Raw genomic sequence first — 14,030 nt, 5'->3', positions numbered from 1 at the left:
CGGGGCGTTCGGGTTAGGGCGACCTTGCTTGCGGGCCCCGGGAAATAGCGCACACTCGTGTTGTGCAAATCCCCGCGGAGCAGTCCGCCCGCTCGTCGGCCCCGGCCGACGACGGGCGCACCCGCGACCGCGTGACCGGTCTGCTGCTCGAGCACGGCGCGCAGACCGCCACCGAGCTGGCCGCCCGGCTCGGGGTCTCGCCGGCCGCCGTCCGTCGGCACCTGGACTCCCTGGTCGCCGAGGGTCGCGTCGCCGAGCGGGCCCTGCCCGGGTCCGTCCGCGGCCGGGGCCGCCCGGCCCGGCACTTCGTGCTCACCGACGCCGGCCGCGCGGGCTTCCCGCACGCCTACGACGACCTGGCGCTCACCGCGCTCCGGTTCGTCGCGCTCCACGGCGGGGCCGACGCGGTCCGCGACGTCGCCGAGCAGCAGCTGGCCGGCCTGGAGCAGCGCTGCTCCGACGCCGTCGAGCGGGCCGGGAGCACGGCCGGCGACCAGCCGGCCGACCGCGCCCAGGTGCTCGCCGAGGCGCTGACGGCCGAGGGCTACGCTGCCTCGGCCTCGGCGATCTCCAGCGGCGGGCAGCTGTGCCAGCACCACTGCCCGGTCGCGCACGTCGCCGCGGAGTTCCCGCAGCTGTGCGAGGCCGAGACCGCGGTCATCGGCCGGCTGGTCGGCACCCACGTGCAGCGCCTGGCGACCATCGCCCACGGCGACGGGATCTGCACCACACACATCCCCGGTCGGCCCCCGGCCGGGAACACGACCCGCGGTCCGCGACCTGTACTGCAGGAGCGCGCCCCCGCACCGAGCCACACCCGTCAGACCGCCCGGGAGAGGACATCCGCATGACCACCACAGAGCAGCCGGTCACCCCCCTGACCCAGGACGAGCAGATCGACCAGCTCGGCCGCTACAAGTACGGCTGGGCGGACGCCGACGTCGCCGGTGCCTCGGCCCGCCGCGGCATCAACGAGGAGGTCGTGCGCGACATCTCCCGGCGCAAGAACGAGCCGGAGTGGATGCTCGACCGCCGCCTCAAGGCCCTCAAGCTGTTCGGCAAGAAGCCCATGCCCGACTGGGGTTCCGACCTGTCCGGCATCGACTTCGACAACATCAAGTACTTCGTGAAGTCGACCGAGAAGCAGGCCGCGACCTGGGACGACCTCCCGGCCGACATCAAGAGCACCTACGACAAGCTGGGCATCCCCGAGGCCGAGAAGCAGCGGCTGGTCTCCGGTGTCGCCGCCCAGTACGAGTCCGAGGTCGTCTACCACCAGATCCGCGAGGACCTCGAGGAGCAGGGCGTCCTGTTCCTGGACACCGACACCGCGCTGCGCGAGCACGAGGAGCTCTTCCGCGAGTACTTCGGCTCGGTCATCCCGTCGGGGGACAACAAGTTCTCCGCGCTGAACACCGCGGTGTGGTCCGGCGGCTCCTTCATCTACGTGCCCCCGGGCGTCAACGTGGAGATCCCGCTGCAGGCCTACTTCCGGATCAACACCGAGAACATGGGCCAGTTCGAGCGCACCCTGATGATCATCGACGAGGGCGCCTACGTGCACTACGTCGAGGGCTGCACCGCACCGATCTACAAGTCGGACTCCCTGCACTCCGCGGTCGTCGAGATCATCGTCAAGAAGAACGCGCGCTGCCGGTACACGACCATCCAGAACTGGTCGAACAACGTCTACAACCTGGTCACCAAGCGGGCCGTGGCCCACGAGGGCGCGACCATGGAGTGGGTCGACGGCAACATCGGCTCCAAGGTGACGATGAAGTACCCGGCCGTGTGGATGACCGGTGAGCACGCCAAGGGCGAGGTGCTCTCCATCGCCTTCGCCGGCGAGGGCCAGCACCAGGACGCCGGCGCCAAGATGGTGCACGCCGCCCCGCACACCTCGTCGAACATCATCAGCAAGTCCGTCGCCCGCGGCGGCGGCCGGACCTCCTACCGGGGCCTGGTGCAGGTCGACGAGGGTGCCCACGGCTCCCGCTCCACGGTGAAGTGCGACGCGCTGCTGGTCGACACGATCAGCCGCTCCGACACCTACCCCTACGTCGACGTCCGCGAGGACGACGTGTCCATGGGCCACGAGGCCACGGTCTCCCGGGTCAGCGAGGACCAGCTCTTCTACCTGATGAGCCGCGGTCTGTCCGAGGACGAGGCGATGGCGATGGTCGTGCGCGGCTTCGTCGAGCCGATCGCCCGGGAGCTGCCGATGGAGTACGCCCTCGAGCTCAACCGCCTGATCGAGCTGCAGATGGAAGGTGCCGTCGGCTGATGCCGGAGAACACTGACACCCCCGACACGATCGCCGGGCCGGCCGAGTCCGCCGCGCTGGCCAGCGAGCTGTTCGCCCCCGGCGTCGGCGCGCAGGCCGGTCCGCCGACCACCCCCGCGTCCGACACCGGCACCGCCGGTGCCGGGCCGGGCTCGCACAGCCACGGCGGCCCGACCCCGACCGGCTCGCCGGCCGAGCGGTTCTCCTCCGCCGACCCCGACGACTTCGCCGTCGTCACGGGCCGCGAGGAGCAGTGGCGCTTCACCCCGATGAAGCGGGTCCGCCCGCTGCTCGAGGGCGCCGGGTCCGACGCCCGGCTGGAGCTGACCACCGACCTGCCCGACGGCGTCGAGCTGACCACCGTCGGCGCCGACGACCCGCTGCTCGCCGGGCTGCCCGAGCCGGTCGACCGGCTGGCGGCCCTGACCCGGGTGAACGCCGGGGGCGCCACCGTCGTCCGGATCCCCGCCGAGGCGCAGCTGGACCGCCCGGTCACGCTGTCGCTGCGCGGCACCGGGTCCGCCGACGTCGTCTGGGGCCAGACCGTGGTCGAGGTCGGCCGCCACGCTGCGGCGACGATCGTCCTGGACCACTCCGGCGAGGCGAAGTACTCCGGTGGCGTGGTCGTGCTGGTCGGCGACGGCGCGCACGTCGAGCTGGTCAGCGTGCAGGAGTGGGCCCCGGGCACCGCGCACGGCGGGCAGTACGACGCCGTCGTCGGCCGCGACGCCACCTTCCGCCAGGCCGTGGTCACCCTGGGCGGCGACCTGGTCCGCCTGGTCAGCAACGTGCACTACACGGGGCCCGGCGGCACCGCCGAGCTCTCGGGCGTGTACTTCGCCGACGAGACCCAGCACCAGGAGCACCGGCTCTGGGTCGACCACTCCACGCCCAACTGCACCAGCAACGTGGTCTACAAGGGCGCGCTGCAGGGCGAGCAGGCGCACACGGTGTGGGTCGGCGACGTCCGCATCCGCCCCGCGGCGACCGGCACCGAGACCTACGAGCTCAACCGCAACCTGGTGCTCACCGACGGTGCCCGCGCCGACTCGGTGCCCAACCTGGAGATCGAGACCGGCGAGATCGTCAGCGCCGGCCACGCCAGCGCCACCGGCCGGTTCGACGACGAGCAGCTGTTCTACCTCTGCTCCCGCGGCATCGACGCCGAGACCGCCCGTCGCCTGGTCGTGCGCGGCTTCTTCGCCGACGTGGTGCAGAAGATCGCCGTCCCCGAGCTGGCCGACCGCCTGATGGGCACCATCGAGCAGCGGCTGGGGGCCCTGCCGGGCCTCGAGGAGCAGGACGTCGAGGTCGAGTCGGAGCTGCAGCCGGCATGAGCTACCAGCGGGTCTGCGGGCTCTCCGACGTCGCCGACGGCGAGGCCCTCCCGGTCTCCGTCGGCGATCTCGAGCTGGTCGTGGCCCGGTGGGACGGCGAGGTCTACGCGCTGACCGACCTGTGCTCCCACCAGGACTACCCGCTGTCCGACGGCGACGTCGAGCTCGTCGACGGCGTCCCCACCATCGAGTGCACCTGGCACGGGTCGTGCTTCGACCTGCGCAGCGGTGCACCCACCAACCTGCCGGCGAACAAGCCGGTCACCACCCACCCGGTCCGCGTCGAGGGCGACGACATCTACGTCGACGTCCTCGTCGACACCTCCGCGGCCGAGAAGTAGAGAGGCACACCCATGAGCGAGACCACCGGCAGCGTGCTGGAGATCCGCGACCTGCACGTCACGGTCGGGGAGGGCGACGAGACCAAGGAGATCCTCCGCGGCGTCGACCTCACCATCCGCAGCGGCGAGACCCACGCGATCATGGGCCCCAACGGCTCGGGCAAGTCCACCCTGGCCTACTCGATCGCCGGGCACCCGAAGTACACGATCACCGGCGGCACCGTGACCCTCGACGGCGAGGACGTCCTGGCGATGACCGTCGACGAGCGCGCCCGGGCCGGCCTGTTCCTGGCCATGCAGTACCCGGTCGAGGTCCCCGGCGTCTCGGTGTCGAACTTCCTGCGCACCGCGGCCACCGCCGTCACCGGCACCGCGCCCAAGCTGCGCACCTGGGTCAAGGACGTCCGCACCGAGATGGAGGCGCTCGAGATGGACGCCGCCTTCGCCGAGCGCAACGTCAACGAGGGCTTCTCCGGCGGTGAGAAGAAGCGCCACGAGATCCTGCAGATGGGCCTGCTCAAGCCCAAGATGGCGATCCTCGACGAGACCGACTCGGGGCTGGACGTCGACGCCCTGCGGGTGGTCTCCGAGGGCGTGAACCGGGCCAAGGCCAACAGCTCGGTCGGCGTCCTGCTGATCACGCACTACACCCGGATCCTGCGCTACATCGAGCCCGACTTCGTGCACGTGTTCGTCGCCGGCCGGGTCGTCGAGGAGGGCGGCAAGGAGCTGGCCGACAAGCTCGAGGCCGAGGGCTACGCCTCCTACCTCAAGGCCGACGCGGACGCGGCAGCGGCGATCGCATGACCGCGACCGCCACGACGCCCGCGACCGGGCGCACGCCGCTCCCGCTGGACGTCGAGGCGGTCCGCGCCGACTTCCCGATCCTGGGCCGCACGGTCCGGGACGGGAAGCGGCTGGTCTACCTGGACTCCGGCGCCACCTCGCAGAAGCCGCGCCAGGTGCTGGACGCCGAGCGCTGGTTCTACGAGAACGTCAACGCCGCCCCGCACCGCGGTGCGCACCAGCTGGCCGAGGAGGCCACCGAGGCCTACGAGGCCGCCCGGGCGACCATCGCCGCGTTCATCGGCGCCCAGCCCGACGAGGTGGTGTTCACCCGCAACACCACCGAGGCGATCAACCTGGTGGCCTACGCCTTCTCCAACGCGGTGACCGCCAAGGAGCCCGAGTTCCGTCGGTACGCCGTGGGCCAGGGCGACGAGATCGTGGTCACCGAGATGGAGCACCACGCCAACCTGATCCCGTGGCAGCAGCTCTGCGAGCGCACGGGGGCGACCCTGCGCTGGCTGGGGCTCACCGACGAGGGCCGGCTGGACCTCTCGGACCTGGACACCGTCGTCAACGAGCGCACGAAGTTCGTCACGGTGACCCAGCAGTCCAACATCCTGGGCACGATGCCGCCGCTGGCCCCGATCATCGCCCGGGCCCACGAGGTCGGTGCGCTGGTCATGGTCGACGGCGCGCAGTCGGTGCCGCACCAGCCGGTCGACGTGGCCGCCCTGGGCGCGGACTTCCTGGTCTTCTCCGGGCACAAGATGCTGGGCCCCACCGGGGTCGGCGTGCTGTGGGGCCGGGCCGAGGTGCTCGACGCGCTGCCGCCGTTCCTGACCGGTGGCTCGATGATCGAGGTCGTGCGCATGGAGGGCAGCACCTTCGCCCCGCCGCCGCAGCGGTTCGAGGCCGGGGTGCCGATGACCGCGCAGGTGATCGGGCTGGCCGCGGCCGCCGACTACCTGACGGCGCTGGGCATGGAGGCCGTGCAGGCCCACGAGGAGGCCCTCACCGGCTACGCCCTCGAGCAGCTGCAGGCCATCCCCGGCGTGCGGGTCGTCGGCCCGGCCGACACCGTGGCCCGCGGCGGGGCGATCAGCTTCGTCGTCGACGGCATCCACCCGCACGACGTGGGGCAGGTGCTCGACGACCAGGGCATCGCCGTCCGGGTCGGCCACCACTGCGCCTGGCCCGTCGTCCGCCGCATGGGCGTGCCGGCGACCACCCGGGCCACGTTCTACGTGCACACCGGCTACGACGACGTCGACGCCCTGGTGGAGGGCGTGCGGCATGCGCAGCGCTTCTTCGGCGTTGACGGTGGGGAGGAGGTCCGATGAAGCTGCAGGACATGTACCAGGAGATCATCCTGGACCACTACCGGAACCCGCACGGCCGCGGTCTGCGCGACCCGTTCGACGCCGAGGTGCACCACGTCAACCCCACGTGCGGTGACGAGGTCACCCTGCGCGTGAAGGTCGACGGCGACACCCTGACCGACGTCTCCTACCAGGGTCAGGGCTGCTCGATCAGCCAGGCCTCGGTGTCGGCGATGTACGACCTGGTGGTCGGCAAGAGCGTGCCCGAGGCCCTGGCCACGGGTGAGGACTTCATGCGGTTGATGCAGGCCAAGGGCGACACGTCCGTGGCCGACGAGCTCGAGGACACCCTGGAGGACGCCGTGGCGTTCGCCGGGGTGTCGAAGTACCCCGCGCGCATCAAGTGCGCGCTGATGAGCTGGATGGCACTCAAGGACGCCAGCGCCCGAGCCTGGGGAGGACCCGCAGCATGACCGAGAGCACCCCCGCCGCACCCTTCATCAAGCCCGACATGGAGGAGCTCGAGGAGGCCATGCGCGACGTGGTCGACCCCGAGCTGGGCGTCAACGTCGTCGACCTCGGCCTGGTCTACGGCATCGAGGTGGACGACGCCAACGTCGCCGTGATCGACATGACCCTCACCTCGGCGGCCTGCCCGCTGACCGACGTGATCGAGGACCAGGCTCGCCAGGCCCTCACCGGCGGCCCCGGCCCCGGCCTGGTCGAGGACATCCGGATCAACTGGGTCTGGATGCCCCCGTGGGGCCCGGACAAGATCACCGACGACGGTCGGGAGCAGCTGCGCGCCCTGGGCTTCCGGGTCTGAACGAGCTCCTGGCCAGGCTGGTGGCGGGCGACCCGCCACCGGCCGACGGCACCGTCACGACACGGCCGGCACCCCTCGGGGCGCCGGCCGTCGTCGTGGGCGGCACCGCCTGGGCGTGCGTGGCCGCCGACGTCGACCCCGGCTGGGTGACCGCGTGGATCGCCGCCTCGCCCGACCCGGTGGCCGCGCCGCTGTCCGCCCGGTTCCTGGCGGCGCTGGCCGACGAGACCGGCGTCGAACCCGGCGTGGTCGACGCCGTGCTGGTCGCCCCGCACGTCCCGGTAGCGCCGGGCCTCCCGGTGCAGCCGCTGGAGGCCGCCGACCACCCGCGGGTGCAGCGGGCGCACCGGCACCGCACCGACGTCCGCGTGCTCGGCACCCCCGACGGGTCGGCGCTGCTGTCGGTCGGCCGCGGGCTGGCCGGCCGGTGGGAGGTCAGCGTCGAGGTCGACCCGGCGGCCCGCCGCCGCGGTCTGGGGACGGCGCTGGCCGCGGCGGCACCCGCCCTGGTCGACGGCCCGCTGTGGGCCCAGGTGGCGCCGGCCAACGTGGCGTCGCTGCGGTCGTTCCTCGCCGCCGGCTACCGGGTGGTCTGCGCGGAGTCCCTCTTCGGCAGCTGACGGCGGGGTCGGGTCACCGCAACGACCGCAGCCGGGCGGGCACCGGGTCCCCCCGCCGGCGCTGCCGTTCGCGGACCGTGCCCACCCCGACCAGCACCGCCCCGACGACACCGAGCACGACCACCCACCCCGTCGGCGCCCCGTCGAGCAGCCAGCCGGCCGTCACGCCCAGCACACCCACCAGGCCGAGGACGAAGGGCGCCCGCACCGCCCAGCCGAGCCCGGTCAGCACGAGGACGAGCGCGGCCACCAGGGCGAGGACCTGGCGCAGCGGGGTGGGGTCGAGCACCGTCAGCAACACCGACGGCAGCAGCGCGACGGCCAGCCCCGGCCCCCAGGTGCGCTGCGAGGGACCGTGCGCCAGCGACCGCCACCGGCCGGCCAGCAGCACCAGCCCGCCCGGCACCGTCACGACCTCGGGAGCACCCCAGCCCAGCTGTGCGGCCCCCACGGCGCAGGCGGCGACGAGGGCCAGGCCGCCGAGGGTGCGGGTGCCGCGGCCGCGCACCTCCTGCTCGTCCAGGGGCACCCCGGGCAGCCGTGTCCCGCGGGTGACGTCGCCGTGGCCCATGAGGGCCAGCCCGAGGACGGCGAGCAGTGCCGCGGTCACCCCCCACGCCCCCGCGGCGGCCGCCGTCGCGACCCCCAGCAGCCCGACGACGGTGCCGGTGCCGGCGGTGGAGGTGGCGGCCTTCTCGTCCGGGGAGTCCGCGGGCTCCTCCAGCGGCACCACGGGGTCGGGCTCCTCCACCGGTACGGCGGCCCGGCCGGTGTCGACCGGCGCGAAGGCGTCGCGCACGTCGGTGACCGGCCCGCGCGGGACGCCCGGGTCGGCCCGGCCGACCCGGGCGAGCACCCAGCGGCGGACCCGGTCGCCGGCCCGGCGGGGCAGCACCACGGCCAGCACCACGGCCTGGGCCAGTGCGGTGACCGCGACGGCCACCAGCGCCGCGCCGACCCCCGCGGCGGGCAGCGGGCCGCCGGACGCCAGCGCGAGGACGGCGAGCGCTCCCGCGCCCACCGCGATCGGCGCCGCGGAGGGCCGGGAGTCCCGGTCGCGCACCGACAGCAGGACGGCGGCCGCGGCGGTGGTGACCAGCAGCAGGCCGAGGTCACCCCAGCGACCGGCCCGCCCCGTGCCGACGGCGGCCAAACCGGTCAGGGTCACCGCGGCGGTCAGCCCGGCGTCGCGGGGCACCCACTCGGGGCCCCGCGCGGCCGCCACGGCGACCACCGCGGCCAGGCCCAGCCCGACGAACCCCGAGCCGAGCACCCAGTCCGGGCCCGAGGACGCCGCCGCCCCGGCCAGCACGGAGCCGGCGGTGAGCCCGGCCAGCACGGGCACCCCGGCGGGCGGGCCGGGCAGGTCGGGCACCCGGTGGTGGGTGGTGACCAGCAGTCCCAGTCCTGCGCCGACCCCGAGGGCGGCCGCGAGCACCGGGCCTTCTCCGGCCCAGGCAGCCCGTTCGACGATCCACACCCCGGCGGCCCACCACGGCACCGAGAGCAGCAGCCCCGACCGGCTCACCGGCCCGTGCCCGGTGCCCTCGCCCAGCCAGGCGATGGCCAGCCCGAGCGACGCCGTCCCCAGCAGGACGCCGGGGAGCAGCGGCGCCGGCACCGCGCCGGACCGGACGACGACCAGCACCGTGACCTGCAGCGCGACCCAGGAGGCGACCGGCCAGGTGCGCAGCTCCGGGCCGACCAGCCGCAGGGCGGCGGCCGCCGCGGCCACGAACGCGGCCAGCGTGCCGGCGGCCAGCGCGGGCCGCGGGGCGGTCGCGGCGCCGACCGCGACGAGGGTGCCGGCGGCGGCCACCGCGCCCAGCGCGAGGGCCTCGCCGGCCGTCCGGCTGCCCACGTGGCCGGCCAGCACGGCCAGCCCACCGGCCACCAGCAGCAGCGCCGAGACCGCCACGACACCCACCGGTGTGCCGACGGTGAAGGCCGACAGCGCCGTGCCGAGGACGGCGACCACCCCGGCCCCCAGCAGCAGCTGCTGCGGGGTGAGCCGGTCGGCCAGCGACGCCGGTCCGACCGGGGGCGGGTAGCCGCCCGCGACCGGCGGCGGGTACTCCGCCGTCTCCGCCCGCGCCTCCACGGGGCCACGGTAGGCGGGAGGGGGGTCCGCGGGCAGGGGCTAGCGTCGGTGTCCGTGACCGGCAGCCCGCAGCCCGACCCGCAGCCCGACCCGCAGCCCGACCCGCGGCACCGACCGCTCCCGCGGTCGACGCCCTCGGCGCAGGGGGTCGACGCCCGCGGTGTCCTGGGCCTCCTCGACGCCCTCGAGGCGCACCCCCTGGTCGACCCGCACAGCGTGGTGCTGGTGCGGCACGGGCACGTGGTCGCCCAGGGGTGGTGGGCACCGTTCACCGCGGCGCAGCCGCACCTGCTCTACAGCCTGTCCAAGTCCTTCACCGCCACCGCGCTGGGGTTCGCGGTCGCCGAGGGCCTGCTGTCCCTGGAGGATCGGCTGGTCGACGTGCTCCCGGAGCTGGCCGACGCGGCGACCGGCGAGCGGGCGGCCGGGCTGCGGCTGCGCGACCTGGTGACGATGAGCAGCGGCCACCTGGCCGAGACCTGGGACGACGCGGTGCGGGCCGACCGCGACGAGCCGCTGCGCGGGTTCCTCGGAATCGAACCCGACCGCGACCCGGGCAGCGTGTTCGCCTACAACCAGCCCTGCACCTACGGGGTGGCCGCCGCTGTCCAGCGGGTGACCGGCCAGACGCTGCTGGACTACCTCCGGCCCCGGTTGCTCGAGCCGCTCGGGGTGCAGGCGTCGGACGCGTTCGGCTGGCAGCAGCACCCGGCCGGGCGCGACCTGGGTTTCACCGGGCTGCACGCCACCACCGACGCCGTCGCCAAGCTGGGCCTGCTGCACCTGCAGCGCGGCGCGTGGGAGGGCCGGCAGCTGCTGCCCGCGGCCTGGGTGGACGAGGCCGTGCGCCCGCACGTGGCCACGCCGCACCAGGAGGAGGTCGACTGGCGCCAGGGCTACGGGTTCCAGTTCTGGACCCAGCGGCACGGCTACCGCGGCGACGGCGCCTACGGCCAGTTCTGCGTGGTGCTGCCCGACCAGGACGCCGTCCTCGCGATCACCTGCGACACCCCCGACATGCAGGCCGTCCTCGCGGCGGTCTGGACCCACCTGCTGCCCGCGCTGGGCGACGGCGGTGCCGACGACGGTGCTGTTGACGGTGCCGACGACGAGCTCGCCGCCCGACTGGCCGCCCTGGCGGTCCCGCGGGCGCCGGGTGCCCCCGACCCGCGGGACGCCGGGGCGTGGGACGGCGTCCTTCTCACGCCCTCCCCGCGGCCCCGCCCGGGCGAGCCCGCCGTGCAGGACGTGCGGGTCGTGCAGCGCGCGGACGGCTGGTACCTGCTGGTCCGCGAGCCCGGCTGGGAGCTGGACGCCCGGATCGGGGCGGGGGAGTGGGCGCTGACCGACGTGCCGGTCGCCGGGGGCGGGGTCGTGCCCGTGGCGGTGGTCGGCGGGTGGGCCGCGGCGGCCGGCCGGGAGTCGCTGCGCGTCGAGGTGCGGTTCCTGCAGACCCCGCACCGCCTGGTGGTCACCGGCGAGGCCGCCAGCGGCAGCGCCCGAGCCCGGTGGGTCACGGCGCCGCTGCGGGCCGGTGCGCTGGCCGACCTGCGCAGCCCCGTGCGCGGCTGACCCCGGGAGTGCCGCCGACGTCACCCCGGCCAACCCTCGGACCGGCGGGTCCGCGCCGGTACCATCGACGCGGTGATCACGACCACCGGACTCGAGCTGCGCGCAGGCGCCCGCATCCTGATCAGCGATGCGAACCTGCGGGTGCAGCCCGGTGACCGGATCGGGCTGGTCGGGCGCAACGGCGCCGGCAAGACCACCACGCTGACCACGCTGGCCGGTGAGCGGGTGCCGCACGCCGGCTCGGTCGACCAGGTCGGCGAGCTGGGCTACCTGCCGCAGGACCCCCGCAGCGGCGACCTGTCCATCACCGCCAGCGACCGGGTGCTCTCCGGGCGGGGCCTCGACGAGCTCAAGGCCAAGCTCACCAAGGCCCAGATCGCGATGGCCGAGCCCGCCGACGACGCCGAGCGGGACAAGGCCGTGCGCCGCTACGGCCGGCTCGAGGACCAGTTCGCCGCCATGGGCGGGTACGCCGCCGAGTCCGACGCCGCCCGCATCTGCACCAACCTCGGCCTGCCCGACCGGGTGCTCGCCCAGCCGCTGAGCACGCTGTCCGGTGGTCAGCGCCGCCGCGTCGAGCTGGCCCGCATCCTGTTCTCCGACGCCGAGACGCTGCTGCTCGACGAGCCCACCAACCACCTGGACGCCGACTCCATCGCCTGGCTGAAGAGCTTCCTGGCCAGCCACCGCAGCGGGCTCATCGTGATCAGCCACGACGTCGAGCTGCTGGCCGCCGTCGTCAACAAGGTCTGGCACCTCGACGCCAACCGGGCCACGGTCGACGTCTACAACCTGGGCTGGAAGCGGTACCTGGAGGCGCGCGAGACCGACGAGCGCCGCCGCCGCTCCGAGCGGGCCAACGCCGAGAAGAAGATCGGCGCGCTCACCGCGCAGGCGGACAAGATGCGGGCCAAGGCCACCAAGGCCAAGGCCGCGCAGTCCATGGACAAGCGCGCGCAGCGCCTGGCTGCGGGCCTGGAGCAGGTGCGGGTGCAGGACCGGGTGGCCAAGCTGCGCTTCCCGACCCCCGCCCCCTGCGGCAAGACCCCGCTGACCGCCGAGCGGCTCTCGAAGTCCTACGGGTCGCTGGAGATCTTCACCGGGGTGGACCTGGCCATCGACCGCGGCACCCGGGTCGTCGTGCTCGGCCTGAACGGTGCCGGCAAGACGACCCTGCTGCGCATGCTGGCCGGCACCGAGACCCCCGACACCGGCGAGGTCAAGCCCGGGCACGGGCTGCGGCTGGGCTACTACGCCCAGGAGCACGAGACCCTGGACATGGACCGCTCGCTGCTGGAGGTCATGCGCTCGGCCGCCCCCGACCAGACCGACACCGAGCTGCGCCGCATCCTCGGCGCGTTCCTGTTCTCCGGCGAGGCGGTCGACCAGCGGGCCGGCACGCTGTCCGGCGGTGAGAAGACCCGGCTGGCCATGGCCGCGCTGGTCTGCTCGGCGGCGAACGTGCTGCTCCTCGACGAGCCCACCAACAACCTCGACCCCGCCAGCCGCGAGCAGGTGCTCGAGGCGCTGCGCACCTACCAGGGCGCGATCGTGCTGGTCACGCACGACGAGGGTGCCGTCACCGCGCTGGACCCCGACAAGGTGATCCTGCTGCCCGACGGCACCGAGGACACCTGGTCGGCCGACTTCGCCGAGCTCGTCGAGCTCGCGTAGTTCCAGCGCGCGGCGGTCGCGCGCCTGGGTGATCATTCGGTCTGAGGCCGACGTCACCGGGACGGCGGTCCAGGCGACCAGTGGGGGACCTCGGCGCAGCCGGGGTGGACGCTGGCACGGAGGGGAGTCATGGCCGACTCGAACGCAGCCGACGGCACCGCTGACCTGACCAAGGGCAAGCGGATCACCGGCGACGACCGCAGCACGCTCGCCGACGAGCTGCGCAAGCGCTACGACAAGGGCGACAGCATCCGCGTGCTGGCCGCCGAGACCGGGCGCTCCTACGGATTCGTGCACCGCCTGCTCAGCGAGAACGGGGCCACCCTGCGCAGCCGCGGCGGCGCCAACCGGCCCAGCACCCCCGACGCGAAGAAGTGAGCGGCGACCCGGCCCGCGGCTGGGTCACCTCGTCGCAGGACGGCCCGGTCCTCACCGTCACCCTGGACCGGGCCGACCAGCTGAACGCGCAGGTCCCGGCCACCTGGCACGCCCTGGCCGACATCGGCGCCACGCTGCCCGACGAGGTCCGGGTGGTCGTCGTCCGCGGCGCGGGCCGGGCGTTCTCGGCGGGGTTGGACCGGTCGCTGTTCTCCGCCGATCCGTCGCTGCCCGGGGGCCTGGGCGAGCTCGTCGGTCTCGGTCCCGAGGGCGCCCAGGAGCGCATCCGCAGCTACCAGGACGGCTTCCGCTGGCTGCGCCGGCCGGGCGTCGTCTCGGTCGCGGTCGTCCAGGGCCACGCCATCGGCGCCGGCGCCCAGCTGGCGCTGGCCTGCGACCTGCGGGTGTGCGCCGAGGAGGCCACGTTCTCGCTGCCCGAGGCCGTGCTGGGGCTCGTGCCCGACCTCACCGGCACGTCGACGCTCGTGCAGGCCGTCGGCTACAGCCGCGCGTTGGAGATGTGCCTGACCGGCCGGCGCATCGGTGCGGCCGAGGCGCACGCCACCGGGTTGGCCAACGCCGTCGTCCCGGCGGCCGCGCTCGAGACCACCGTGACCGAGCTGGTGGGGGCGATCCTGGGCCCCGACGTCGGCGCCAGCCGCGAGACCGCCGCCCTGGTGCGGCGGGCCGCCGCGACCGACACCGAGGGCCAGGACGCCGCCGAGCGGGCCGCCCAGGTCCGCCGGCTGCACGCGTTCGCGGAACAGGGCACGTCGACGTCGGGTTGAG

At 74.4% G+C, this 14,030-nt stretch carries 14 protein-coding genes; 13 read left to right on the top strand and 1 reads right to left on the bottom strand.

Annotated elements, in window-relative coordinates:
- Positions 1-62: 62 nt before the first annotated feature.
- The 9 genes from BLS67_RS18620 to BLS67_RS18580 are packed head-to-tail and all read left to right on the top strand — an operon-like array spanning position 63 to position 7,516.
- Positions 63-851, top strand: coding sequence for a helix-turn-helix transcriptional regulator (locus tag BLS67_RS18620; protein WP_242654192.1), 789 nt, complete (start codon positions 63-65; stop codon positions 849-851).
- Complete coding sequence (sufB, locus tag BLS67_RS18615; RefSeq protein ID WP_091247985.1) at positions 848-2,284, top strand: Fe-S cluster assembly protein SufB; 1,437 nt, start codon at positions 848-850, stop codon at positions 2,282-2,284. The genes BLS67_RS18620 and sufB overlap by 4 nt, the downstream gene beginning before the upstream one ends.
- The gene (gene sufD / locus BLS67_RS18610) at positions 2,284-3,621 is read left to right on the top strand and encodes a Fe-S cluster assembly protein SufD (RefSeq protein ID WP_091247983.1); all 1,338 of its coding nucleotides are present in this window, start codon (positions 2,284-2,286) and stop codon (positions 3,619-3,621) included. The genes sufB and sufD overlap by 1 nt, the downstream gene beginning before the upstream one ends.
- Positions 3,618-3,962, top strand: a complete 345-nt coding sequence (locus tag BLS67_RS18605; protein WP_091247980.1) for a Rieske (2Fe-2S) protein — start codon at positions 3,618-3,620, stop codon at positions 3,960-3,962. Before sufD ends, BLS67_RS18605 begins: the two co-directional genes overlap by 4 nt.
- Positions 3,963-3,974: 12 nt before the next feature.
- Positions 3,975-4,769 (top strand): Fe-S cluster assembly ATPase SufC, encoded by a 795-nt coding sequence (gene sufC, locus BLS67_RS18600; RefSeq protein WP_091247978.1) that lies wholly within the window; start codon positions 3,975-3,977, stop codon positions 4,767-4,769.
- Positions 4,766-6,091 carry a cysteine desulfurase gene (locus BLS67_RS18595; RefSeq protein WP_091247969.1) on the top strand — a complete coding sequence of 442 codons (1,326 nt, stop codon included), beginning with the start codon at positions 4,766-4,768 and terminating at the stop codon, positions 6,089-6,091. The genes sufC and BLS67_RS18595 overlap by 4 nt, the downstream gene beginning before the upstream one ends.
- Positions 6,088-6,543, top strand: a complete 456-nt coding sequence (sufU, locus tag BLS67_RS18590) for a Fe-S cluster assembly sulfur transfer protein SufU (RefSeq protein WP_091247966.1) — start codon at positions 6,088-6,090, stop codon at positions 6,541-6,543. The genes BLS67_RS18595 and sufU overlap by 4 nt, the downstream gene beginning before the upstream one ends.
- Positions 6,540-6,896, top strand: coding sequence for a metal-sulfur cluster assembly factor (locus BLS67_RS18585; RefSeq protein WP_091247963.1), 357 nt, complete (start codon positions 6,540-6,542; stop codon positions 6,894-6,896). Before sufU ends, BLS67_RS18585 begins: the two co-directional genes overlap by 4 nt.
- Before the next feature lie 20 nt (positions 6,897-6,916).
- The gene (locus BLS67_RS18580) at positions 6,917-7,516 is read left to right on the top strand and encodes a GNAT family N-acetyltransferase (RefSeq protein WP_091247961.1); all 600 of its coding nucleotides are present in this window, start codon (positions 6,917-6,919) and stop codon (positions 7,514-7,516) included.
- 13 nt (positions 7,517-7,529) lie between these two features.
- Here the strand turns inward: BLS67_RS18580 and BLS67_RS18575 are convergent, their stop codons facing one another.
- Positions 7,530-9,617, bottom strand: coding sequence for an SCO7613 C-terminal domain-containing membrane protein (locus tag BLS67_RS18575; protein WP_091247958.1), 2,088 nt, complete (start codon positions 9,615-9,617; stop codon positions 7,530-7,532).
- Between the two features lie 54 nt (positions 9,618-9,671).
- On the opposite strand from BLS67_RS18575, the gene BLS67_RS18570 reads away from it, so the two are divergent.
- The 4 genes from BLS67_RS18570 to BLS67_RS18555 all read left to right on the top strand — a co-directional run bounded on the left by BLS67_RS18570 (position 9,672) and on the right by BLS67_RS18555 (position 14,029).
- Positions 9,672-11,189 carry a serine hydrolase domain-containing protein gene (locus BLS67_RS18570; RefSeq protein WP_091248142.1) on the top strand — a complete coding sequence of 506 codons (1,518 nt, stop codon included), beginning with the start codon at positions 9,672-9,674 and terminating at the stop codon, positions 11,187-11,189.
- Positions 11,190-11,261: 72 nt separating this feature from the next.
- On the top strand, positions 11,262-12,863 hold the full coding sequence (locus BLS67_RS18565) for an ABC-F family ATP-binding cassette domain-containing protein (RefSeq protein WP_091247956.1): 1,602 nt from the start codon (positions 11,262-11,264) through the stop codon (positions 12,861-12,863).
- A gap of 129 nt (positions 12,864-12,992) precedes the next feature.
- Positions 12,993-13,241: a helix-turn-helix domain-containing protein gene (locus BLS67_RS18560; RefSeq protein WP_091247953.1), complete on the top strand. Its 249-nt coding sequence runs from the start codon at positions 12,993-12,995 to the stop codon at positions 13,239-13,241.
- A complete protein-coding gene (locus BLS67_RS18555) occupies positions 13,238-14,029 on the top strand; it encodes an enoyl-CoA hydratase/isomerase family protein (protein ID WP_091247950.1) in 792 nt (263 codons plus the stop codon). Before BLS67_RS18560 ends, BLS67_RS18555 begins: the two co-directional genes overlap by 4 nt.
- Position 14,030 lies beyond the last annotated feature (1 nt).

Source organism: Klenkia soli, from assembly GCF_900103975.1.
Classification (GTDB): domain Bacteria; phylum Actinomycetota; class Actinomycetes; order Mycobacteriales; family Geodermatophilaceae; genus Klenkia; species Klenkia soli.
Note: the sequence above shows the minus strand (reverse complement) of the source record. Positions and strands in the feature narration are given on the sequence as shown.